Here is a 23,906-nt window from a genome sequence, read left to right on the forward strand (position 1 = left end):
TCCACTCACTAATAAGTCATAGATGTGTTGCCTAATTGCTTTTTGACTCTATTAGTAAGGTGAGGCTAACTTCAAAACCGAAAGGCCCTCCAGCGGGAATTTGTGACTGAAGTCACCCTTTTTTCTCCCGCTGGAGAGCCTTTGTTACTTTCGAGTGGCGCTTACGCCTCGGCCTGCCGATCCTCCACGAGCTTTTGGACCGCCGGGAAGAGCGGGTGCGACGGCGTCAGTTCCGTGATGCGTTCGACGGCGGCAGCCGCGTCCAGTTCGGACAGCAGCGTGGCAAGTTCCACGGCTTCGTCATCGTTGCCGTCGTCGAAACGCAGCGCTGCGGACATCGCCTCAAGGAGTGCCACTGGGGTGACACCGCGTTCAGCGAGCTCCGCGGCAGGACCAACGAACCGCTCATGCCGGCCCAGTTTCCGCAGCGGGGCACGGCCGACGCGGACCACCGTGTCCGGCAGGTGCGGGTTGGTAAAGCGGGACAGGATCTTCTGCACGTACGCTTCCTGCTCGGCCTCGACAAAGCCGTGCTTGGCCACCAACAGTTCCTTGGTTTCCTCCAGAACCGCCCGGACCTTCGCGGCCACGGACGGATCGGCCATGGCATCGGAGATCTTCTCCAGCCCGGCTTGGTAACCAAAATACGCTGCCGACGCATGCCCGGTATTGACCGTGAACAGCTTGCGCTCAATGTACGGGCCCAGTTCGTCTACGAACGTGGCGCCGGGGATCGTGGGCACCTTGTCACCGAACGGCGTGCGGTCAATGACCCACTCGTAGAAGGTCTCCACCGTGACGTCAAGGCCCTGGCCCGGAGCCTGGTTGGGGACAATGCGGTCCACAGCCGTGTTGGCAAAAACCGCGATGGCGTCCAAATCACCTGCGGAATTGTCCCAAGCCGACAGGATCGCCGTATGCAGGAGGTCCGTGGCGTTGATGGCGTTCTCGCAGGCCATCACGTGGAGAGGCGGCAGGTCTGTGGGACGGGCCGCCAGACCACGGGCGATCACCGGTGCCACGAACTTCAGGATGTGCGGCCCCACCGCCGTGGTGACCACATCCGCCGTCGAGATTTCCTCCACAACAGCGGCCTCCTGCGATGCGGAGTTGAAAGCTCGGAAACCAGTGACGGTCTTGACCGCTGGATTCTCACCAACCTCGTGGACGTCGTAGCTGCCGGCCACCGCGAGCTGGCTGATCAGCGCGTCCGCGACATCCGCGAACACCACCTCATAGCCGGCTTCATGAAGCAGCAGCCCCACGAAGCCGCGCCCGATGTTTCCTGCCCCAAAATGGACTGCCTTCACTATGCATTGACCTTTCTGAACAGCTCCAGGACCTCGTCAACCGTGGTGGCCTCCTCCAACTGGGCAACTTGTGCCTTGTTGGTGAAGATCTTGGCAATGGAAGACAGGATGTGGAGGTGCTCATTGTTGACGCCGGCGACACCGACCACGAACTTCACTTGCTTGCCGCCCCAGTCGATGCCCTCTGGGTAGCGGATGATGGACACGGCCGAGTGGTTGATGTGTTCCTTGGCATCGTTGGTGCCGTGCGGGATGGCCAGGAAGCTGCCCATGTAGGTGGATACGGATTCCTCGCGCTCGTGCATCGCGTGGACGTAGCTGACATCCACGGCGCCGCGGTCCAGCAGGAGCTTTCCGGCCTCGTCGATCGCCGCGTCACGGTCAGTGGCCGTGCCGTTCAGGACCACACTTTCGCGGAGGAGGACACCTTTGCCCCCGGCTGCCTGACCATCGACGGCGGGGGCCGGTTCAGCGGCATGCGCACCGTGGGTGGCGGCTGCTGCGGCCGCGGGCTGTGCGCTGGCTGCGGGGGTAGTGCTGTTGCTGCTCCGCACCAGTTCAACGATCTCTTCGTACTTGGGACTGTTCATGAAGTTGTCCACCGAGTAGTGCACTGCGCTGGACGTGCGCGGCTGGGCGCGTTCGGTGAGGTCCTGGTGCGTGACCACCACATCGTAGTTGTCGTTGAGGTTGGCGATGGCCGAGTTGGTGACCTTGACGTCCGGGAAGCCGGCGGCCTTGATCTTGTTGCGGAGGACTGAGGCACCCATGGCGCTGGAACCCATGCCTGCGTCGCAGGCAAACACGATGTTCTGGACCGGGCGGGTGAGCACGGTACCGGGCTGGGAGCCTGCCGGTTCGCCGGCGCGGTCACCAACAAGCGCGGAGGAGACGGAGCTCTTCTTGCCCTTCATGGCTTCCATGCGGGATGTCGCTGCCGAGAGATCATCCTCGCCCTTGTTCTTGGAGGCACGGAGGATCACCGAGGCGATCAGGAAGGAAACAGCCGTTGCAATAATGACGGCCAGGATGACCCCCAGGTAACTGTCACGCGCGGTCTGGGCGAGCACAGCAATGATGGAGCCCGGAGCAGCCGGAGCCACCAAACCTGCGTTTGTGATTGTAAGTGTCGCGATACCTGCCATGCCGCCACCGATCGCAGCGAGGATCAGGATGGGCTTCATCAGCACGTACGGGAAGTAGATCTCGTGGATGCCACCAAAGAAGTGGATGATCGCAGCGCCGGGCGCTGAAGCCCTGGCCGCACCGCGTCCAAAGAACATGTAAGCCAGCAGGATGCCGAGACCCGGGCCTGGGTTGGCCTCAAGCAGGAACAGGATGGACTTGCCCTCTTCCAAAGACTGCTGGATGCCGAGCGGCGTCATCACGCCATGGTTGATGGCGTTATTGAGGAACAGGACCTTGGCAGGCTCAATGAAGATGGAGGTTAGCGGCAGCAGGCTGTTGTTGATCAGGAACTGGATCACCGCGGTAGCGCTATCAGTGAACACCTTGACCACGGGTGAGATGGCAAACAAACCGAGCAACGCCAACAGCGCCCCCCAGATACCGGCGGAGAAGTTATTCACCAGCATCTCGAAGCCGGGGCGGATTTTGCCATCCCACAGGGCGTCGAGCTTCTTCATGGTCCAGCCGCCCAGCGGGCCCATGATCATGGCGCCGATGAACATAGGAATGCCGGCACCAACAATCACACCCATGGTGCCAATGGCACCCACCACGCCACCACGAACGCCGTGGACCATCTTGCCGCCTGTGTAAGCAATAAGTAGCGGCAGCAGGTACTTCACCATGGGGTCAACGAGGCCCAGGTTTTTGACTCCCTCAGCATCAGTACCGAATCCGCCGAGGACGGGTACTGGAATCCAGCCCTTCTCGATAAAGAGGGCTGTGATGAGGCCCCAGGCGATGAAGGCGCCGATGTTGGGCATGATCATGCCGGACAGGAATGTTCCGAACTTCTGAACACCAACGCGCACGCTGGTGCGGGGCTTCGCAACTGTCTCTGTTGCCATGTGAATTCCTAACGTGTGTCCCGCGGCGGCGCGGGGTCAGTCGATAAAGATCGAGAGAACGCAGCCTTAGGAGCTGCTGGAAATGCGGTGAAGCCATTCAAGGAAAAGCTTCAGTTCAGAGCTGGAAAGTTGGTCTGAATGTGAGGCCTGCAGTGCCGCATTCAGGGCGATTGCCGCAACAACCACGGACGATTTACCGGAGTCGTCCGCTGCGGCGCCACGGGCGGTGTCCGTGGAGACGGCAAAAATCATGGAATCCCGGGTCATCGTTGAGAGCTCGAGGTTCCTTTCTTCCACCGGTTCTGCGATCAGCATGAGCGTGACGCCCACGTTGGCCGCCAGGATGCTACGGGCCGCTTCGCGGGGCGGCACGTTGATCTGACCGGAAATTGCGGCCTTGTTCAGCATTTCCTCCAGAAGCGCTTCAGCATCGGCCACGATTGCAGGGCGGCTTTCCGGCCTGATGTTGCCGAACATCACCAGGTACAGATGCGGCTGGCTCAGCCCGAACTGGACATGGTTATCCCACATCCGCCGGACGTCTTCCAAAGGCTCCCCGGACGGCGCAAAATCCCGCTCCCCCGCCACATACTCTTCAAATCCGGCTGAAACGACGGCGTCGAACAAGCCTTCTTTGTCGCCAAAGTGGTGGTAAAGCGTTGGTGCGGTGACCCCGGCCAGCTTGGTGATCTGGCGCGTTGAGACCGCTGACCCCTCCGAATTCGCCAGCAACTCGGCAGCTGCGCGAAGCAACCGAATTTTAGGCGGAAGCTGGTCATCGAAACTCATAACCGCTACCCTAGCACCTATAGCGTTGCTATATGAGGTGGCTCACAAAGGAATTTTGTAGGCTAGTTTTCGAGGCTCCCGGTGCCGTCGCCGGCGGGTCTGAACCAACAAGCAGGAACAGAGGATTCAGTGCAGAATTTCCAAGGAGTAGGGGTAAGCCCTGGCCGCATCATTGGTTCCGTCCGCCAGATGCCCAAGCCGGTGAGCGAACCGCCGTCGGGAGAACGGTTGGCTGCGGACGTTGCCCCGGAAGACGCCGTCGCAGGCTTGAAGGCTGCCGCGCAGTCCGTCCATGACGAGCTCAAGGGACGTGCGGAGAGCGCTTCGGGCGACGGCAAGGCCGTGCTCGAAGCCACCGCCCTCATGGCCAAGGACACCATGCTCCTGAAGTCGGCGGCGAAGCTGATCAACGCCGGCTCCTCTGCTGAGCGTGCCATCTGGGAAGCCGGCGCGTCCGTCTCCGAGATGCTGCACAACCTGGGCGGCTACATGGCCGAACGCGCAACTGACGTCCTGGATGTGCGCGCCCGCATCGTGGCTGAACTCCGCGGCGTGCCCGCACCCGGCATTCCCGCTTCGGACACGCCCTTCATCCTGGTTGCCGAGGACCTCGCGCCGGCAGACACCGCAACACTGAATCCCGCGGTGGTGCAGGCGCTGGTGACCTCAGGTGGAGGACCGCAGTCCCACACGGCCATCATCGCGCGCTCGCTCGGCCTGCCTGCAGTGGTCGCGGCTCACGGCGTTGACGACATCGCCGACGGAACCGAGATCTACGTCGATGGTGCGGCTGGCTTCGTGGCGGCTTCGCCCTCTGACGAGCACCGGGCTTCTGCCATCGCATGGGCCGAAACGTCAGCCACCCTCGCCGAATTCGACGGAAACGGCACGACGGCGGACGGGCACTTGGTGCCGCTCCTCGCCAACGTTGGTGGAGCCAAGGATGCCGTGGCGGCCGCCGCTTTGGGCGCCCAGGGTGTTGGCCTGTTCCGCACCGAGTTCTGCTTCCTGGAACGTGACACCGAGCCCTCCGTGGACGAGCAAGCCGCAGCGTACAAGGCCGTGTTTGACGCGTTCCCGGGCAAGAAAGTTGTCCTCCGCACGCTGGACGCCGGCGCCGACAAGCCCCTGCCGTTCCTCACGGACGCCACCGAACCCAACCCTGCGCTGGGTGTCCGCGGCTACCGCACCGACTTCACCACGCCGGGGGTCCTGGAGCGCCAGCTTGAAGCCATCGCCCGGGCTGCCTCCGATTCCGACGCTGATGTGTGGGTCATGGCACCCATGATCTCCACGGCTGCCGAAGCCGGACGCTTCGCTTCACTGTGTGCAGCTGCCGGAATCCGGACGCCCGGTGTCATGGTGGAAGTTCCCTCTGCCGCCCTGACCGCTGCCACCGTGCTGCGCGAGGTGGGGTTTGCTTCCCTGGGCACCAACGACCTCACCCAGTACGCCATGGCCGCCGACCGCCAGCTCGGCCCCCTCGCCGAACTCAATACCCCCTGGCAGCCCGCCGTACTTCGGCTCGTGCAGCTCACCGTGGAAGGCGCGGCGCAGGAAAGCTCGGGCCGTGAAGGTGACGCCAAACCCGTGGGTGTTTGTGGTGAAGCAGCTGCCGACCCGGCCCTCGCCGTCGTTCTTACCGGGCTGGGTGTCACCACACTGTCCATGACCGCCCGGTCGCTGGCCGCCGTCGGGACTGTCCTGAAGACCGTGACCCTGGAGCAGGCGCAGGAACTCGCCCGCCTGGCCCTTTCTGCGCCCAGCGCCACCGAGGCCCGCGACTGGGTCCGCGCCAAGCTCCCCGTGCTCGAAGAGCTCGGCCTCTAATTTTCACTTCCGACCTTAGGAGAAACCATGCCCGAACGCACAGCCACCATCGCCAGCCGCTCCGGCCTCCACGCCCGCCCCGCCGCGCTGTTCGCCGAGGCCGCAGGCGAGCAGCCGGTTGAGGTCACCATCGCCATGCAGGGTGACCCTGCCGATGACGCGCTCGACGCCGCCAGCATCCTTTCGCTCATGACGCTCGGCGCCGCGAAGGGCGACGTCGTGGTGCTTCGGGCGGAGGGTGACGGTGCCGACGCTGCGCTGGACGCACTGGTGAAGCTGCTGGAGACGGACCTGGACGCGGAGTAGTTTTAGCTGGGCTGTCCCGGTTAGATGGTTTGCTGCGTGTTGGACGGCAGGAGTCGCCCAACGCGCAGCGAACCATCGAAATGGGTAGCGCTTTCAAACGCACGGCTCACGCTAGGCTTCTGCCATGGCATTGATAGCTCCCCGCGTCACCGCAGGACTCCCCGCCGACGACGCCCGGAATCTGGCGCGCTCCCTCCAGGACAGCGACGACATCACCGTGTTCGTGGACGGCACAGTCCACCGCCTGCCTGATGAGGCGAGGGATGCCGTCGTCGACCTTCTCGCACGGCTGGGCCGCGGCGAAACCGTGACGGTCAGCAGCGTGGAGGAAATGCTTACCACCTCGCAGGCCGCCGAGCTCGCCGGGATCTCGCACACCTATCTGCGCAATATGACCGACCGCGGCGAGATCCCCGTGGAATACCGCGGAACACATCGTCGGATCCGGCAAGCTGCCATCATCGCTTGGCTGGAATCCCAGAAGAAGAAACAGGCTGCCGCGGCGGAGGGCCAAGCCGGCGAAAGTGACGCCGACGCCGACTCATAGGGTCGACAGTGATAAGGATCAAGCAACGATCCCAGCCAACAGGCGGGCACCCCTTAAAGCCGGGGTTACGCTTGATCGGTGGGCAATTTCAAAGGGTGGCATATCGTGGCCGGGTTGGCCGCAATGGCCCTTGCCGCACCCTTGGGCTCTGCCATGGGATTGAACTTTGTGGCAACCTTCATGTTCGCGTGCACAGTGTTCGTGGCCGTTGCGATGTGGACGGAATCAAAAATTGCACGACGCCGGGACGCGGCTGAGGCGTCCGCCGCCGCCGAATCGGCACGCCCGGCAGGCGACCCCAACGAATCCGATGACGCCACAAGGTCCGACGACGCCACAAGGGAGTAGGCATGGGGTTCAATAGCGGTATGGCTTCGACTTCCCCCTCCGTTGTGTGGCCCGTGGTGCATGAGGAACGTCGCGCCCTGATCCGGGACCTTGAACCACTTCAGCCCTCCCAATGGAGGACCCCGTCACTGTGCCCTGGCTGGGACGTCCATGATGTCCTGGCGCACGTGATCGACAGCGCCAAAACCACGCGCCTTAATTTCATTCGCCGGATGATTGCCTCCCGGATGGACTTTGACCGCGACAACGCCGTAGGTGTTGAGCGCGAAAGGACCCCTGACCCGGCTACGACCCTGAGTCAGTTGAAAGCCGTGCTCTCCCGGACATCGGGGCCGCCTGCAGGCCTGGGGACCCGGTTGGTGGAGGCGTTCGTCCACGGCGAGGACATCCGCCGCCCGCTGGGGATGCGCCGCGACTACCCCGCCGCGCACGTGGCCACTGCCCTGCACTATCAGGTGCGGACCAGCACCAAGATGGGCGGAGGCAAGGAGGTGGCAGGAGGCTGGCGCCTGGTGGCCACCGATGCATCCTTCGATCACGGGGATGGCCCTGCTGTGGAAGGGCCGGCCATTGCCCTGCTGCTGGCGGTGTCCGGCCGACCAATAGCAGAGGACGAGCTGAGTGGCCCCGGGGCTCCGGTGTTCTTGCGGCGGACACCATCATGAGGGCGCGGAGCAGGCCGGCAGCAATGCTGTCTGCAGACGTAGAAGTTCTGGGATTGAAGGGGCGGATCCTGTGGGCTGGGGGCACGCCTGAGCCTGCCGCTGTCCCCGCTGCCGGCTCTGAGGCCGATCCCACCGGGCCCGTCTATGTCCTGGTTCACGGCATCGGGGTCTCGCACCGTTATTTGGCCCGGTTGCACACAGTCCTTGCAGCGAGCGCACCCACCTACTCCTTGGACCTCCCGGGGTTTGGAGGGACTCCAAAGCCTGATCGACAGCTTTCGGTGGAGGACTACGGCGCCTTCATTGCGGAGGCCCTCGCTTCCCGCGGCATCGGTTCGTACGTTTTGGTGGGCCATTCGATGGGTGCGCAGTTTGTTATCGAGGCGGCTTTGCATTCACCGGATCGGGTCCGCCAGGTGGTGCTGATGGGGCCAGTGGTTGATTCGCGGCACAAAAACGTGAGGCGCCAGTCCGTGGCTCTTCTCCTTGACGGGATGCTCCGCGAAAGCCCCTCCTCCAATTTGATCGTCACGTCGGACTATCTCCGCTGCGGTCCGCGCTGGTACCTTACTGAACTGCCGGTGATGATGACGTACCCCACCGAGAAACGCTTGACTGGCATCAAGGTCCCTGTGCTGGTCCTAAGGGGAAGCCGCGACAACGTGGCCGGCCCGGACTGGTCGCTTCGGCTTTCGAGGGCCGTTGACCAGGGGCGCTTGGTGGAGATCCCGGGCGTCGGGCATGTAGCGCAACACATGCGACCCCAGGCCGTGGCGGACGCCATCCGGAGTTTCGTTGCAGCGACAGCGCTTCACGGCCAGGCGCCTTGATGAGTCCACGCGTCCCGGCTAGGCTGGCGAAGCCATCGCATTAGTAAGTTTGCTTATGAAAGGGCTGATCGTGACCACTGGAGATAACAAGGACGAGCAAGGCTTCGGCGCAACCGGCGCCACTGGCCCCTACGGTGCCGCAACGCCCCCGGCCACCACCAAGGATGACGTCAACGCCGACCCCGAATTGCGCCAGGACGAAGACGAGGACCCCGCCGCATCCTCCAACCCCGATCCCCTCGACGGGAACGTCACGGGCTTGGAACCCGGCGGAGGAGTGCCTCCGGGAGAAACCCCGCCGGCCGAGGGCAGCATGAGCAGCGACCAAGGACACGAGGAGTAAGCAACTGCGGGCGCCAAGCTAGGGCAGCCCCAGGAGCTCCCCAAGATCATAATCCGCCGGCTCTTCCAACTGGGAGTAAGTGCAGCTCTCCGGCGTTCGGTCCGGCCGCCACCGCCTGAACTGCGTGGTGTGCCGGAACCGCTCGCCCTCCATGTAGTCGTAGGCCACCTCGATGACCAGCTCGGGACGCAGGGGTACAAACGAGAAATCCTTGCCCGCGCTCCACCGGCTTTGGGCACCTGGCATCCTGGAACCGCCGGCTCCGTCGCCCTGGCTGGCCCACTCACCCCAGGGATGCTCGCCCAGTTCAACCTGATACGGCTCGAGCTCAGCTACCAGGCTTTCCCTGCGGGCCATGGGGAAGGAGGCCACCACCCCCACATGCTGGAGCCGGCCGGCGTCGTTATAAAGACCCAACAGCATGGACCCCACAACTTTCGCGGTCTTGTGCCAGCGGAAGCCGGCCACCACGCAGTCCGCAGTGCGCTCGTGCTTGGTCTTGAACATCACGCGCTTGTTGGGCAAATACGTCCCATCCAGGGGCTTGGACAGCACACCGTCCAGGCCTGCGCCTTCCAACTGCACGAACCATTCCTTTGCACGCTCAAGGTCCGTGACTGCAGGGGTGACGTAAACGGGCGGCTCCGCCTTGGCGAGCGCATGTTCCAGGATGGCCCGACGCTCCGAAAAGGGAGTGCCCATCAGGTCGTCATCGCCGAGGGCAAGGATATCGAACGCGATCATGGACGCCGGAGTCTTCTCGGCGAGCATCCGGACCCGGCTGTCCGCGGGGTGGATCCGCTGCTGCAGCACCTCGAACTCCAGCCGGTTGCCCTCGATCAGGACAATCTCGCCGTCGATCACGCATTTGTCCGGAAGGTTCTTCCGCAGCGCCTCCACCAGTTCGGGAAAGTAGCGGGTCATGGGTTTCTCGTTGCGACTGCCCAGAATGATCTCATCGCCGTCCTTGAAGACTATGGTCCGGAAGCCGTCCCACTTGGGCTCGTAGTGCCCAACATCGGGGATGGCCGGAACGGATTTGGCGAGCATGGGCGAGACGGGTGGCATCACAGGCAGGTCCATAGACAATGTCTACCTGCCGGTGCACGCGGAAGCTAGTCCCAGGCGATGGATATCTTGGCCGTGGTGGCTGCCGCACCGGGAGCTCCCAGCGCCGGCCCCGAAGCCTAAGCGCCAGGACCCTCTCATCCGGGGAGGCCTACCGTCCGTTATATTAATGTGACTTTACTTTCCGGCTCATGTACCGTCGTAGGGCGACCCGTATCTCCGCTGGGCCGCTTCCGGAATGACGCCGAGCTCTGCCGCATTCCGGAATCCGCCAGACCCGCGGCAGAGGCGGGGGACCCAAAAGTTCCCGGACTTTCCCAAGTCCTTGGGGTGAAGCCGCTACGGCGGCCGGACGGCCTCGTCCGAACCCGACAGCTAACCTCGAAGGCGTTGAGAGGCAACCACCATGTCCCCAACCATGGATCAGCCGCGCCGCGCCGAGACTGAACGCGGGCGCACCAAGCCAACCGGACGCCGTCGGGCCCACCCCAGCGGATCCCCCCTCAGCGCGCAGCCAGACACTGTGGCCGCACCCGGAACGACAAGCACGACGCCGGAGGCCGCCACCGCGGCTATCCCAGCCGTCGCAACACCCACCACGCGTGCAGCCGCGCGCGCGGCCGAGCGGGAGCGTGCGGCACGGGCCGTGATCGCGCCTGAAGCACCGGCCTCGCAGCCGGCACCGGAAACGGCCGCACAGGAGGAACCCGCAACTGCGGCGATTCCCGTCGTGGAGGCAGCACAGGCTGCAGCTCCGGCCTCCACTACGCCAGGGCCTCCTACCGCGGCCATTCCCATCGTGCAGCAGGCCGCCCCGAACCACGGTTCTCAGGAACCCGACACCCCGGAGCCCGTAACTGCCGCCATTCCGGTGGTGGCCGAGTCCGCCCGCACTGAGCCACCGCGGGGCAAGTCCCCTGCCCAGGTCGCGGCGGCCGCAACGGCCTCGGCAGCACTGGCGAGCCGCAAGGACCTACGCAAACCGGCAGCTGCGCCCACGGCCGCCAAGTCGGGTTTTGGCGGCTCTTCGCCGGGCCGGGAACCCCATACGGTCCTGCGGAAAGCTGCATCCGTCAAACACATGAGCCAGCGCATGGCCGTGGTGGCCGGCGCCCTCGGGCTGGTCCTGACAGCCGGTACCCTGGGGCAGGCCCTCGAGCTGCCATTCTTCGGCCAGGAGACCCCCTCCCAGGAAGCCAGCGGCGCCGACCGGAATTCAGGCTCCGCGGCTCCCGCGCCCAGCGCCTCCTATTCAAGGGCATCATCGCCCTCCGCGTCAGCTGCTGCGACGTCGGCAGGCGGCCAACCGGCCACGGTTCCGGAGGCACCCGCACCAGGGGCGCCGTCGTCGGTTCCCACCCCGAAAGTTTCCTTGGCCGACCCCGTATGGGTCCCGTCCGCAGTGCCGTCAACCATCGCCGCGGACCCGGCCACCGCCAGCCCGATCCCAACCCAGCCGGCGCCGGCACCCAGCGAGGTGCCGTCGGACACGATCACCACGCCACCCACGACGCCGACGCCCACAACCACACCGACGGTCACACCCACGCCGGCTCCTACCCCCACGCCGACGGGGACTCCCACGCAGACCACCAAACCCAAGCCCTCGGGCAAGCCCAGTGCGGCCACCGCGCCGCAGCCCTCCGGGACGGCACTTGAAGAAATCCTTGACGCGGCAAAGGACACCCTCAAATGAGCACCCGCTTGCCACGCACCACCACGCATGTGGGATGGCACAGCCGGTACTGCAGCAGCAGCCGGACGGCCACGTTCCGGCGTCGATTGGGCCGCTGGAGCTGCCAGCGGCTGAGGCGGCCGTAAAGCAAGACCATGCCAATGAGCAGGCGCCCGCACCGGGCGCCTGCTCATTGTTCTTGACAACCTCAGATCCGCGGCCGGCCGGCCCAGCGGCGGGCTTTCAAGGCAGCGTGCAATTCGACGCGGATCGCTCCGCTCAACGGGTCAGCGCCGATGAGCTGCCGGATCCGGCCGAGCCTGTTGTAGATGCTGCTCCTGTGGAGATGGAGTTTGGCCGCGACGTCCTGCACTGAACCATCACTGTCATAGAGGAGTTCCAGGACGGGCAGGAGTTCGCCGTTCTTGTCCTGGTCCTCCAGCGTTCGGAAGTGCACGGAACCTGTGTCGTCCCAACCTCCGGGTGCCAGCAAGCGGTCGAAGAGCTGATAGACGCCTACGGACCGGCTGTCCACGAGCTCGCCGAGGGGTTGATCGACGGCGGCAGCCTGCGCTGCAACCTTGGACTGCCGGTACGCTCCTGCGAGCTGCCGGATCACCTGGAACGGCTCGCTGATGCCCAGGATCACCCGGTCCACCGCCCTGCCGGAGCGCTTGGCGAGTTCCAGTTGATAGTGGACCAGCACCTGGGCGTGGTCCGCCCGACCACCGGACTCTCGAAACAGGACCACGGAATGCGTCTCCGTTCCGGCGCTGAACAACGCAGCGTTGACGCCGATGGTGGACTGCAGTGCAGCTGTTCGGTGCGTCAGGGTTGCGGCGAGGGGATCGACGTCGGACCTCGCGCCGTCCGCGTCCAGGATGGTCACCAGTTGCCATGGACCGCGGCCTTGGATCTCCTTCCACCCGGCCACGGCCGCCACGGCATTCGATTCGCCACTGCAGGCCGAGAGGAACTCCTGCTCACGCCTGCGCCGGAATTCCGACTCTGCAGTGTTGGAATCAAGGAGCAAACCCGCCAACAGGTCCAACTCATCACGCACGCCGGGCAACTCGGCGAGTATCGCCGTCGGACTTTGCTCTTCAACGTCCAGCTGGACCCACAAGTAGCCCACGCGGAAGCCGCGCACCAGGAGCGGCACGCAGACGCGGCCCAACATTCCGAGTTCCTCGTTGGCGGGAACGACGACGGGACGCACCGCCGTGGCGATGCCGTGGGACAGTTGCCACACGCTGACGTCGCTGGGGACACGCTTGCTGAGGAGGAAGTTCACGCGGACGCGGTCGGCGTGCGACTGGTTGGAGCTGTACGCGAGGAGGACGCCGTCGAGGTCTTCGAGGGACAGGCCGCGGCCCAGCTTCAACGCCACGCGTTCAACGATCTGTTCCACGTCCTGCTGCATCAGGAAAGCGTACCAACAGCAGGCGACACCTGACGCTCCAGGGCTCGACAAATGTCGAGCTGCAGAGGTGAAGATCCTTGAGTTTCCGGGGCGCCTCCGCCTGTCCGCGGCAAAACCCATGTCGCCTGCCTCACAGCCGGATTTATTCTGGAATCACAGCCCGCAACACATTTTCGGCCGAAAAGGCCGCTAACGATGGAGCCCACAGATGATCATCGGCGTCCCCAAAGAAATCAAGAACAACGAGTTCCGCGTAGCCATCACGGCCGCAGGTGTCCACGAATTCCGCACCCACGGACACACCGTTCTGGTTGAGCGTGGCGCAGGCCTCGGCTCGGGCATCACCGACGAGGAATACTCGATCGCCGGCGCCGAAATCGTCAACGAAGCTGACGACGTCTGGGGCCGTGCGGACATGGTCATGAAGGTCAAGGAGCCCATCGCGGCCGAGTACCACCGCTTCCGCAAGGGCCTCATCCTCTTCACCTACCTGCACCTCGCCGCAGAACCGGAGCTCACCGCCGAGCTCATCAACTCCGGCGTCACGGCCATCGCTTACGAAACCGTGCAGGAAGGCCGCACCCTTCCGCTGCTCGCTCCGATGTCCGAGGTAGCAGGCCGCCTGTCCGTCGTGGTGGGCGCTTCCTCGCTGATGGCTCCCGCCGGTGGCAAGGGCGTCCTCCTGGGCGGCGTACCGGGTGTCCGCCCGGCCAAGGTTGTTGTCCTCGGCGCCGGCGTTGCAGGAACCAACGCCGCTGCCATGGCGCTGGGCCTTGGTGCTGATGTCACCATCATGGACATCAACATCAACCGGCTGCGTGAACTCGACGCCCTCTACCAGGGCCGCCTGAAGACCGTTGCCTCCAACGCCTACGAGATCGAGAAGTCAGTCATCGATGCAGATCTCGTCATCGGTTCCGTCCTGATCCCGGGCGCCAAGGCTCCCAAGCTGGTCACCAACGAGCTCGTTGCCCGCATGAAGCCGGGCTCGGTCCTGGTGGACATCGCTGTTGACCAGGGCGGCTGCTTCGAGGACACGCACCCCACCACCCACCAGGAACCGACGTACAAGGTCCACAACTCGATCTTCTACTGCGTTGCCAACATGCCTGGCGCTGTTCCCAACACCTCCACGTACGCACTGACGAACGTCACCCTGCGCTACGCCGTGGCACTGGCCAACCTGGGCGTCAAGGCTGCCTTCGACCGCGACCCCGCGCTGGCTGCCGGCCTCAATATCGCCGCCGGCCACGTGGCACACCACTCCGTTTCCGAGGCGCACAACCTGCCCCTCGTCAACGACTGGCACACCCTGGTCTCCGCGTAGTTCCAAGGCCTGACAAACACGACGGCGGGGTGCGGCTTCCACACGAAGCCGCACCCCGCCGTCGCGGTTTAACCCGCACCGTTATCCACCCCGGTAGTTCTCCCCATGGCAGCCCTGTTCCGCAGTAGTTATGCTCGGGAGACGCCTGGTGCCACGACTGGTCCGCAGGTTTTTACCAATGTCGCTACGTTCAGGGGATGCGTGATGGGGCTGAGTACATAATGGGGCAGGGACTGGTAGGCGCCGACGTCGGTGATCTCCGCCGACTCTCGGCAGTGATGGACTCCGAAGCTGAGAAGATCACCACACTTCAACAGCAGCTCAATGTGCTCATCCAGAATGGCCACTATTGGCGGGGAAACGATGCCGAGCAATTCCGCAGCAACTGGCACAGCCAGCTGTACGGACGGCTCGGTGCGGCAGCGGTTTGCCTCAAGGACAACGCCCGCGCCCTGAAACTCAATGCCGACCAGCAGGAGCAAGCCTCGCTGGGCGGGGCGGGACGGGGGCTTGGCGACGGAAAGGGCAGAAGCCCCTCAGGGCCGCTGGGATTCACTTTTGATCCCACCACCTTCGGTCCGGTCACTGTGGAAGGCAATGGCGGATTCGACAGTCAGGCATCGGGCGAAACGCACGGATCCATGGGGCCGGGCGGAATCGCGATTGGTGGCTCCGGTGACGCGTCCACTGGCGGTGAGATGACGTGGACAGCGGAATCCGGATACGGGCCGGTGGACACCACTGTCACCAACGAAACATTCATCGGAGCGCGCGCCAACGGCGAGTTCGATGCAAGCGTGCCCTCCGGGCTGCGACTCCCCCATGCCAGCGCCACCGGCGAAGCTTTTGCAGGGGCCGAGAACACCACCACCGTGCGGTCCGACTTCTTCGATGGCTGGGTCACCAACACCTCTACCACGCGAATGATGACCGGAGTAGAGGCCAGCGCACACGCCGAAGCGACCAGCCCATTCCTGTTTTCTGCGGGCGGTGAGGGTTTTGCCGGTCAGAAGGTCACGATGGATAACAAGACCGACTTCGCCGGAGGGCTGTTCTCCCTGGGGCAGGGCGGAGAACTGCGCGCCGGTGCCTGGGCAAGCGCCGGCGAAGGCGAGCTGAGCGTCAAGGGCAGCGAGACAACCGGTACAGCCTTCAGCGCAGGTGCCGGAGCGGAACTGACCGGGAGCCGGTACGTCGAAGTTTTGGGCCAGACGCTGACCCTCAACGCGACAGTTGCCGCCGGAGCCGGGGAGGGTCACTTCTTTACGGCTTCCATGGACGAAGACGGACTGACCCTCGGCGCGGGTGCCAAGATCACTGCGGAGCTGGGACTGGGAGCAGGTGGCCAGATCACCATCAGCCCGTCCGGGTTCGTTGATTCAGTGACCGGGTTCGTCGACTTCCTCAGCAAATAGCTTCCTGCACTGACAGCGCTCCGAAAGGGCTCCCATGACATCGCACCAGGTTTTCCCATCCGCCGAGTTCCCCGCCTACCCCTCCATCAAACTCAACGCGCCCGCGGGATGGTCCCAGCAAGTTGTCCCCGATGCGGTGGGCGCCCTGATGGCACCCGCTGCGGAAGGACGCTACACGGCGAATGTGGTGATTTCCGTGTCGCGCCGCTTGCCCGGCTATCAGCTCAGGGACATCGCCGCGTCCGTGGACTCGTTCCTGGACGCCTTGCCGGATGCAGTTCTGCTGGGCACGGAGCCGGTGGTGATCAATGGCCGGGATTGGCACGTACGCGAAGCACGCTACACGCATCCGCAGGCCGGCTCGCTGGCCCAGTTCACCGCCGTCACGGTAGTTCACCACGAGACCGCAGCGGATATTGTCCAGCTGACGGGCAGTTGCCAGCCCACTGAAGGCAACGACGACCTCAAGGCCATCTACTCGCTGGTTGCCAGCGCGGACGTTACGCCAGCGTCCTAGCCTGCTCAATCAGCTTCAGCACCGCAACGGAGCCGTCCGGATCAACAGGCAAGGGAAGCGCCGAGGCTGTGCCGCCGTCGTCGAGCTTTTCCGCCAGAATCCGGTAGAACTCGGGGTAGGCGCCACGCTCTGTGGGGACTTGGATGCGCTGCCCGTTCAGTTCCAGCGTGCCATGGTTTTCTGCGGGTTCGACGCCGTACCGCGCGTCCGTAGGGAGCCCGCCTCCCAGCACGTAGGGCTCCTGGGGGTCGGTGCCGAACTTCACGAAGCCACCCTCGGTGCCGAGGACGCGGAAGCGCGGGCCGTGCAGGTGGCTGGTCAGGTTGATGGTGACATGGCTGACCACGCCGGACTGGTGCCGGAGTGCCAGGAAGACATCGTCATCGACGCTTTCCTGGGGACGGCGCGCCTGGATTTCCGCGTAGGTGACGGTGGCTGGACCAAAGAACTGCAGGCACAGGTCAAGAACGTGGGTGCCGAGGTCGAACAGGACACCGCCGCCGTCTTCCGCAGTAGCACTGGCCTTCCAGGCTTTGGCAATCTCCGGCGCCCAACGCTCCATTCCCACCTCGAACCTGGTCACTGTCCCCAGCGTTCCGGCGTCGAGCAATTTCCTGACGGTGAGCGAGTCGCCGTCCCAGCGCCGGTTTTGGTACACGGTGAGGACACGGCCCAATTTCGCCGCCAGTCGGATCAGTTCCTCGCCCTCGGCGCTGCGGACCGTGAACGGTTTGTCCACGACGACGTCGAGCCCGGCTTCCAGCGCGGCTTTCGCGAGCGGGAAATGGGTTGCGGGCGGTGTGCCCAGGACGATGAGGTCCAGCTGGTCAGCCAGCGCCAGGATGTCCTCCGGCGTGCTGACAATGGTGGCCTGCGGGTAGCGGTCCTTGGCCTTGGCTTGGCGCGACTCGTCCGAGGTGGAGATGACGGCAAGCTCATATGCAGGGTTGCTGGCAATGAAGGGCGCGTGGAAGACGCTGCCCGACAGGCCAAAACCTGCCACGGCGGTACGGATCGGCTGGGAAGTCATGACCCTAGGCTACCGACCCTCTCTCACATAACAGCCCTTTCACGCCAACCCTCTATCACCGGGTGAGAGAGAGTCCGACCCAAGCACGCGGGACGTGAGAGAGCGTGGGGACGGCGAAGGCCGGGAACCTCCCCGACCCGATGAACAGGTTGGGGATGTTCCCGGCCTTCTGGAAACTACATCTTGGACAACTACAGCGGGGAGGCTACTTCTTGGCGCCCTTTTCCCAGCCGAGGGTGGTCCAGTCCGGAACGTTGGAGAGGCTCTGGAACAGGGACGGGCCGTAGTTGGCCAGCCCCTTGCGCACGAACTGGATCTCCGGGCCGTTCATCACGACGCCCATGGAGAAGTACTTCTCCATGTGCTTCTTCTCTACCTCCATGGCGGCCTTGTTGCGCTCGGCGTCATCCGCGATGCTCGAAAGTCGCTTGATCTCGGCATCAAGTTCAGCGTCGCCCAAGCCATTTTCGTTGGTCTCGGAGTCGTAGTACTGCTTCACAGCGTCGGTAGCGTCCGGGCCAACGGTGTACCCGGAGATGGTGACATCGAACTCGCGTGAGCCAACAACCTTGCCGAAGTCAGCGTCGCCGCGCTGGTCGATGGAAACATCCATGCCGGCGGCCTGGAGCTGCTTCTGCAGGGTCTGGGAGGTGGCAGCGGTAGTGGGGTCGTCACCGAAGTTGGTGATCTTGAAGGCGACCGGGACGCCATCCTTCGCCATGATGCCCTTGTCGTTGGCCGTGTAGCCAGCGTCGGTCAAGACCTTCTTGGCTGCATCTGCTCCGGTGTCCTTCACGGGGTAGTTGTCCTGGTAGTACTCGGAGAACGGCATGAGCATCATGGAACCTGAGCTCTCTTCGGACCAGTTCAGGCCGTTGAAGCGGACATCGCGGATGGCCTTGCGGTCGACGGCGGTGAAGATCGCCTTACGCACGGCAACGTCGGTGAGGGCAGGGCGCTTGGCGTTCAGGTTCAAGCCACCTGCGAACAGGCGCTGGCCACGACGGATCTCGGAGTCGGTGGTCCCTTCGAGCTGCTTGTAGCGCCCCAGGGTGCGGCCGTTGGCTGCGTCGATTTCGCCGTTCTTGAAAGCGGCGATGGTTGCACTCGGCTCCATCTGGCGCCAGATGACCTTCTCGAGGACCGGCTTCTGGCCCCACCACTTCTCGTTCGGAACCATGGTGACCGTCTTGGCGGTGGTGTCGTAGTTTTCAACCTTGAACGGGCCGGCCATCCACTCGGGGTGCATGTTGCCCGCGAAACCGGTGTTGAAGGTCTCCGCGGAGTTATTGGCCGGGTGGATCAATCCGAAGAAGAGTGAGTCCAGCGGGTAGACAGGCTGGGTGGTGGTAACAACGACTTCCTTGTCGTTGGCGCCGGCCTCGACCGAATCAACGAAGGCGTAGTTGCCTGCCGTGACAATGTCGATGGCCTTGTCTTCACCCTTCAACATGTTCCAAGTGTTCTGGAACGTCTTGACGTCGATCGGTGTGCCATCGTTCCAGGTGGCCTTCTCGTTGACCTTGATGGTGATGGTCTGCTTGCCATCCTTGACTTCGCTCTTGACCTCTTCGCAGAAGTCCTTGTTGGGCTCTGCCTTGCCACTGAAATCCAGTTTCCAGCAGCCACCGATTCCACCGCTGCTGATGGCAGCCGGGTTGACCGGTGTCAGCAGTGCAGAAGTATCCGCGCTGTTGCCGACATTGGAGAAACCATTGAAGTCCGGTCCAATGCTGCCCACGCCCAGGGTGACAGTGCCGCCCTGCTCAAGATCTTTTGCTTCCTTGGCGTTGACGCTGATCAGCTTGCTGATGTCGCCGCCACTTTCTTCTGCCTTCTGCGAGGCCGGACCCGACGGCGTTCCCCCGCCGCAAGCGGTCAGCATGAGCGTTGCTACGAGCGCTACGCCGCCAATCGTCGTGTACTTCTTCATGGTTTGCCCTTCGTGTTTACGACTGAAATATCTTTGCGAGTTGAGACCAGGGATGTATTCAATGCTTCATATGTCGTCAGGCATGCACCACCAGCATGTCGGCATCCAGCTCTCCGTCCGGGAAGAAGCAGGCGAAGTCCTGCGCGCCTTCCTTCTCAGAAGCCAATGGCGGCTCCAGAGTAAGGCACTTCTCCTGCTTTGCGGCAGGTAGTGCGGCGAACACGGGACAACGGGTGGCGAAATTGCATCCCTTGGGAGCATCAAGCGGGCTGGGAAGGTCACCCTGCAGGATGATGCGTTCGCGGGTACGTTCCAGGTTCGGGTCGGGCACCGGGATGGCGGACAAAAGCGCCCGGGTGTAAGGGTGGCGCGGATTGTCGAAGACATCGTCTACGTCGCCGGTCTCCACGATCTTGCCCAGATACATCACGGCAACCCGGTCTGAAATGTGGCGGACCACGGAGAGGTCGTGGGCCACCATCAGGTAGCTCAGCCCCAACTCGGCCCGGAGCTTGTCCAACAGGTTGATAACTCCGGCTTGGACGGAGACGTCCAAGGCAGAAACCGGCTCGTCCAGGACCACGAGCTTGGGATTGACCGCCAGAGCCCGGGCTATGCCGATACGCTGGCGCTGGCCGCCGGAGAACTGGTTGGGGAAGCGGTTCACGTGGTCAGGCTGCAGGCCCACCAGCTTCATGAGTTCCATGATGCGTTTCTTGATGGCGGCCTTGGGCATCCCGAGGTTTTCCAAGGGCTCAGCCAGGACTTCATACACGGTGAAGCGTGGATCCAGGGCGCCGGTGGGGTCCTGGAAAACCATCTGCATTTGCTTGCGCATGGCCATCTTGGTCTTGTGGTCGGTAGCCACTTTGTTGCTGACGCCCCCGATGATGACTTCGCCCATCTGATCCGGGTGGAATTCCATGATCTCCAGGAGCGTGGTGGTCTTACCGCAACCGGACTCGCCCACGATGGAGACGCACTCGCCCTCGCGGATGTCGAAGCTCAGCCCGTCCACGGCCTTGACCGTGCCGATCCGCCGCTTGATCAGGGCACCCTTGAGCAGCGGGAAGTGCTTTTTTACATCCTTGAGTTCCAGGACCTTGTCGCGCTCGACGCGGGCAACGCCGTCGAACTTTGACACCGGCTTGGGCGGCGCGTGGAAAATCTTGTGGGCGTCAGCGTCGCCGCTGAGCTGGTCTGCCTTAATGCAGGCTGCCTTGTGACCCAAAGTCTGACCTTCAACTCCGGGCACCGGGAACAGTTCCGGTTCGCCCTGAAGGCAGGCATCGCTCACCATCGGGCACCGAGCGGCGAAGGAGCATCCAGTGACGGGCAACGCCAGGTTGGGCGGGGTCCCTTCGATGGGCACCAGCGACTGCTTGCCCGAGGTATCCACACGCGGCACGGCCCCGAGCAGGCCCAAGGTATATGGCATCCGGGGGTTGTAGTAGATGTCCTCCACAGTGCCGGTCTCCACCGGCTTGCCCGCGTACATCACCATGATGTCGTCGGCCATGCCCGCTACGACACCGAGGTCATGGGTGATCATGACGACGGCGGCGCCGGTCTCCTCCTGCGCCGTGTGCAGGACTTCCAGCACCTGCGCCTGGATGGTGACGTCCAACGCCGTCGTGGGTTCATCAGCGATGAGCACCCGAGGATCGTTGGCAATCGCGATGGCGATCATGACGCGCTGGCGCATGCCACCGGAAAACTCATGTGGGAAGGCCTTCAGCCTGTCCTTAGGGCTCGGGATGCCCACCATGCGTAGAAGGTCGACGGCGCGGGCTTCTTTGGCCTGCTTGCTCATGGTGGGATTGTGGACCGTCAGCGCCTCAATGATCTGGTTGCCCACCGTGTAGACGGGCGTCAGCGAGGACAGCGGATCCTGGAACACCATGGCAATGTCACTGCCGCGGTGCTTGCACATGGCTTTGTCAGACAGGCCAAGGAGCTCCTTGCCCTTGAAGCGCACGGAGCCGGTGATGTCCGCGGTTTCGGGGAGCAGTCCCATGACGGCCATGGACGTCACGGACTTGCCGGAGCCGGACTCACCCACGATGCCCAGGGTCTTGCCGGGCATGAGGTCGAAATCCACTCCGCGGACAGCATGGACCACGCCGTTTTCGGAGTTAAAGCGAACGTTGAGGTCGCGAACGCTGAGGACGGCGTCGCCGGGAGCGTAAAGTCCAGCGTCACGGAGGCGTTCGGCCGGCGTGTGGGAGATGTTGGTGCTCATTTGTTGACCTTCTTTGCGGTCTTGGTCTTCGCCCGGCCGATGGAGCTGGAGCTGGGGTCGAAGGCGTCGCGGAGGCCGTCGTTCATCATGGCCAACGATCCGGTCAGCAGGAACATGACAGTCAGCGGCACCCAGAACATCCACGGGAAGGAGGACACTTGGCCCGTGGCCTGGCCAATCAGGACACCCAGGCTGACGTCTGGAAGTTTGATGCCGATGCCGATGAAGGAGAACGCAACTTCGGCCAGGATTGCGCCGGTGATGCCGCGGGTGAAATCGAGCACCAGCAATGAGCCAATGTTCGGAACCAGGTGGCGCCACACGATGCGGCGGGACGGGACGCCCATGTACTTGGCGGCTTTGACGTAATCGCGCTGCATGAGCGACAACGACAGCGAACGCACCAGGCGGGCAGTTCCCATCCAGCTGAAGAACAGCAGGACGACGACGAGCAGGAGCCAGCTGGGGAGGTCCTTCAGACCACCGCTGCCGCTGGTTGCAACGGCCACCACCAGGATGGCGGGCATCATGATGAGTGCTTCGAGGATGAACAGCATGGTGGCGTCCACCTTGCCGCCGAAGAAGGCCATGGTGCAGCCATACACCGCGGAAATCAGCACGGAAATGCCGCCCACGATCAAGCCGATGAGGATGGAAGTCCGTGTGCCGTCCACAATGAGCGCCATGAGGTCGATGCCGGCCTGCGTGGTGCCCAGCAGGTGGTCCGGCGAGGGCGGCATACCAATGTTCAACGGATCAAGCGTGTCTTTGTCCCACGACGTCAGGAACCCGCCGAAAATCGAGAAGAGGAACAACGCGAGGAAGATGAACAACCCGGCGACGGCGGTACGGTTCCGCATGAAGCGACGGAAGATGATGCGGGACTTGCCGATGACGACGTCCTGGTCGCCGACCCGGGATTCGTCGATTTCCGCAATGGGATCGATGATGTTGGTCATTACTGGACCCTCACTCGTGGATCGACCAGCGTGGTGGCGAAGTCGGCAAGGATGGCCCCGATCGCGAAGATCACGGAGCCGTAGGCCAGCGTGGCGGTGGCGACGTTGACATCCTGCAGGCTGATCGCCTGGATGCTCCAGAGGCCGATGCCCGGCCACGCGAAGATGGCCTCGGCGAAGAAGCCGCCGGTGAAGATCGCCGGGATGGTGAACGCGATGCTCTGGGCGACCGGGATGAAGGAGACGCGCAGGGCGTGCTTTCGGATGGCCTGGTTGCGGGTGAGCCCCTTGGCCCGTGCTGTGCGGACAAAGTCGGCATTGACGTTGTCCAGGAGGTACTGCCGCTGGGCGATCTGGTAACCGGCCCAACCAAAGATGGTCATCGCGAAGGTGGGCACGGCGTAGTGGGCAACCAAGTCCACGAAAGCCGGCCAGCCAGGGTCGATTCCCGGCGTCGAAATTCCCGTCACGAAGAAGATGCGCTCCCCAACGGCCTCGTTGATGCTGATGGCGCCGAGCTGCACCAGGAAGTAGGCGATGGGCGCTGGGAGGATGTGGACCAGGTAGCTGTAGGACGTGATGACACGGTCTTGGAACTTGTACTGGCGTGCGGCGGAATAGACACCGAGTGCGACGCCGATGACCAGGGTCAGGATGATGGAGGCGATGAACAGCCGGGTGGAGACCATCACGCGGTCCGCGAACTCGGCGTTGACGAATGCGCCGTTGGGGCTGCGTCCCCAGTCCCAGCGGGTGACGATGCCGCCAAGCCACTGAATGTACCGTTCCCAGGGGTTTAACTCCGGGTCAAGTCCCAGTCCACGGAATGACGCTGCTACCTGTTCCGGGGTTGGCCGCGGAATTTTCTCTTGCTCCAGAACCGCCGGCTTGAGGGAGGAGACTGCCAGGAAATACCCGGCGCTGGTGGTCAGGAAGATCATGATCAGGTAGATGCCCGACCGCTTCATCAGATATTTCAGCATGTCGGGCGGCTGCCCCGAATCGTGGCAAAACTCAATGCTCGTCCTTCCGCGGTTCCCGGCTGTGGCCGGCGTCAGCTACGAATTGATGCAGCGGGTTCTTGGGTCCCCCACACCCCTTCAGTGATCACCAGCCCTGTATGGCATGCGTCACATTCAAGAGGAAACTACCACAATAACTGCTTCACGTTTTGCTTCCTCGCGTCCAGTTTCCCGCCTGCAGCCAGATTGTTATGTGCAGACTGCGTCACGTTACCGACGCCAATGGCACTTATGCGCCTGAAGTAGCGGCAATGGGGGCGCTAACAGAGCGGGGCGGCGGGTTGCGCGGCC

At 63.5% G+C, this 23,906-nt stretch carries 21 protein-coding genes and 1 riboswitch; of the genes, 11 read left to right on the top strand and 10 right to left on the bottom strand.

Features of this window, described 5'->3' with window-relative positions; translation table 11 throughout:
- Positions 1-161: 161 nt before the first annotated feature.
- The 3 genes from AYX22_RS20565 to AYX22_RS20575 form a co-directional block, all read right to left on the bottom strand.
- Positions 162-1,310, bottom strand: coding sequence for a mannitol-1-phosphate 5-dehydrogenase (locus AYX22_RS20565; RefSeq protein ID WP_207595321.1), 1,149 nt, complete (start codon positions 1,308-1,310; stop codon positions 162-164).
- Complete coding sequence (locus AYX22_RS20570) at positions 1,310-3,346, bottom strand: PTS mannitol transporter subunit IICBA (protein WP_207595322.1); 2,037 nt, start codon at positions 3,344-3,346, stop codon at positions 1,310-1,312. Before AYX22_RS20570 ends, AYX22_RS20565 begins: the two co-directional genes overlap by 1 nt.
- A gap of 66 nt (positions 3,347-3,412) precedes the next feature.
- Positions 3,413-4,135: a TetR/AcrR family transcriptional regulator gene (locus AYX22_RS20575; protein WP_014923084.1), complete on the bottom strand. Its 723-nt coding sequence runs from the start codon at positions 4,133-4,135 to the stop codon at positions 3,413-3,415.
- Between the two features lie 129 nt (positions 4,136-4,264).
- On the opposite strand from AYX22_RS20575, the gene ptsP reads away from it, so the two are divergent.
- The 7 genes from ptsP (at position 4,265) to AYX22_RS20610 (ending at position 9,004) form a co-directional block, all read left to right on the top strand.
- Complete coding sequence (gene ptsP, locus AYX22_RS20580) at positions 4,265-5,965, top strand: phosphoenolpyruvate--protein phosphotransferase (RefSeq protein ID WP_207595323.1); 1,701 nt, start codon at positions 4,265-4,267, stop codon at positions 5,963-5,965.
- Positions 5,966-5,992: 27 nt separating this feature from the next.
- Positions 5,993-6,271 (top strand): HPr family phosphocarrier protein, encoded by a 279-nt coding sequence (locus tag AYX22_RS20585; RefSeq protein WP_011776464.1) that lies wholly within the window; start codon positions 5,993-5,995, stop codon positions 6,269-6,271.
- A 124-nt stretch (positions 6,272-6,395) separates the two neighbouring features.
- Positions 6,396-6,818, top strand: a complete 423-nt coding sequence (locus tag AYX22_RS20590) for a helix-turn-helix domain-containing protein (RefSeq protein ID WP_207595324.1) — start codon at positions 6,396-6,398, stop codon at positions 6,816-6,818.
- A 78-nt stretch (positions 6,819-6,896) separates the two neighbouring features.
- Positions 6,897-7,166, top strand: coding sequence for a hypothetical protein (locus AYX22_RS20595; RefSeq protein WP_207595325.1), 270 nt, complete (start codon positions 6,897-6,899; stop codon positions 7,164-7,166).
- A 2-nt stretch (positions 7,167-7,168) separates the two neighbouring features.
- On the top strand, positions 7,169-7,831 hold the full coding sequence (locus tag AYX22_RS20600; RefSeq protein ID WP_207595326.1) for a maleylpyruvate isomerase family mycothiol-dependent enzyme: 663 nt from the start codon (positions 7,169-7,171) through the stop codon (positions 7,829-7,831).
- Positions 7,832-7,854: 23 nt separating this feature from the next.
- Complete coding sequence (locus AYX22_RS20605) at positions 7,855-8,661, top strand: alpha/beta hydrolase (protein ID WP_242703431.1); 807 nt, start codon at positions 7,855-7,857, stop codon at positions 8,659-8,661.
- 70 nt (positions 8,662-8,731) lie between these two features.
- Entirely contained in the window at positions 8,732-9,004 is a 273-nt protein-coding gene (locus tag AYX22_RS20610) for a DUF6480 family protein (protein WP_207595328.1), read from the top strand.
- An 18-nt stretch (positions 9,005-9,022) separates the two neighbouring features.
- Here AYX22_RS20610 and AYX22_RS20615 read toward each other — a convergent pair whose 3' ends face one another.
- The gene (locus tag AYX22_RS20615; RefSeq protein WP_207595329.1) at positions 9,023-10,087 is read right to left on the bottom strand and encodes an ATP-dependent DNA ligase; all 1,065 of its coding nucleotides are present in this window, start codon (positions 10,085-10,087) and stop codon (positions 9,023-9,025) included.
- A gap of 244 nt (positions 10,088-10,331) precedes the next feature.
- Positions 10,332-10,476, top strand: a riboswitch (cyclic di-AMP (ydaO/yuaA leader).
- 2 nt (positions 10,477-10,478) lie between these two features.
- Here AYX22_RS20615 and AYX22_RS20620 point away from each other — a divergent pair.
- On the top strand, positions 10,479-11,768 hold the full coding sequence (locus AYX22_RS20620; RefSeq protein WP_207595330.1) for a hypothetical protein: 1,290 nt from the start codon (positions 10,479-10,481) through the stop codon (positions 11,766-11,768).
- A gap of 187 nt (positions 11,769-11,955) precedes the next feature.
- Here the strand turns inward: AYX22_RS20620 and AYX22_RS20625 are convergent, their stop codons facing one another.
- A complete protein-coding gene (locus AYX22_RS20625) occupies positions 11,956-13,170 on the bottom strand; it encodes a helix-turn-helix domain-containing protein (protein WP_242703432.1) in 1,215 nt (404 codons plus the stop codon).
- A gap of 208 nt (positions 13,171-13,378) precedes the next feature.
- Between AYX22_RS20625 and ald the strand changes: the two genes are divergently transcribed.
- From ald to AYX22_RS20640, 3 genes are all read left to right on the top strand, one after another.
- Entirely contained in the window at positions 13,379-14,497 is a 1,119-nt protein-coding gene (gene ald / locus AYX22_RS20630) for an alanine dehydrogenase (RefSeq protein WP_091463716.1), read from the top strand.
- A 197-nt stretch (positions 14,498-14,694) separates the two neighbouring features.
- Positions 14,695-15,912, top strand: a complete 1,218-nt coding sequence (locus AYX22_RS20635) for a hypothetical protein (protein ID WP_207595331.1) — start codon at positions 14,695-14,697, stop codon at positions 15,910-15,912.
- Positions 15,913-15,946: 34 nt separating this feature from the next.
- Positions 15,947-16,429, top strand: a complete 483-nt coding sequence (locus AYX22_RS20640; RefSeq protein WP_207595332.1) for a hypothetical protein — start codon at positions 15,947-15,949, stop codon at positions 16,427-16,429.
- Here the strand turns inward: AYX22_RS20640 and AYX22_RS20645 are convergent.
- From AYX22_RS20645 to AYX22_RS20665, 5 genes are all read right to left on the bottom strand, one after another.
- Positions 16,413-17,459, bottom strand: coding sequence for a Gfo/Idh/MocA family oxidoreductase (locus AYX22_RS20645; protein ID WP_207595333.1), 1,047 nt, complete (start codon positions 17,457-17,459; stop codon positions 16,413-16,415). The two genes, AYX22_RS20640 and AYX22_RS20645, sit on opposite strands and share 17 nt — an antisense overlap.
- Before the next feature lie 205 nt (positions 17,460-17,664).
- Positions 17,665-19,392, bottom strand: coding sequence for an ABC transporter family substrate-binding protein (locus AYX22_RS20650; RefSeq protein ID WP_207595334.1), 1,728 nt, complete (start codon positions 19,390-19,392; stop codon positions 17,665-17,667).
- A 76-nt stretch (positions 19,393-19,468) separates the two neighbouring features.
- Positions 19,469-21,634, bottom strand: a complete 2,166-nt coding sequence (locus tag AYX22_RS20655; protein ID WP_207595335.1) for an ABC transporter ATP-binding protein — start codon at positions 21,632-21,634, stop codon at positions 19,469-19,471.
- Entirely contained in the window at positions 21,631-22,593 is a 963-nt protein-coding gene (locus AYX22_RS20660; protein WP_207595336.1) for an ABC transporter permease, read from the bottom strand. Before AYX22_RS20660 ends, AYX22_RS20655 begins: the two co-directional genes overlap by 4 nt.
- Positions 22,593-23,576: an ABC transporter permease gene (locus AYX22_RS20665; protein WP_207595337.1), complete on the bottom strand. Its 984-nt coding sequence runs from the start codon at positions 23,574-23,576 to the stop codon at positions 22,593-22,595. Before AYX22_RS20665 ends, AYX22_RS20660 begins: the two co-directional genes overlap by 1 nt.
- Positions 23,577-23,906 lie beyond the last annotated feature (330 nt).

The sequence above is a fragment of the Arthrobacter sp. D5-1 genome, assembly GCF_017357425.1.
Lineage (GTDB): Bacteria > Actinomycetota > Actinomycetes > Actinomycetales > Micrococcaceae > Arthrobacter.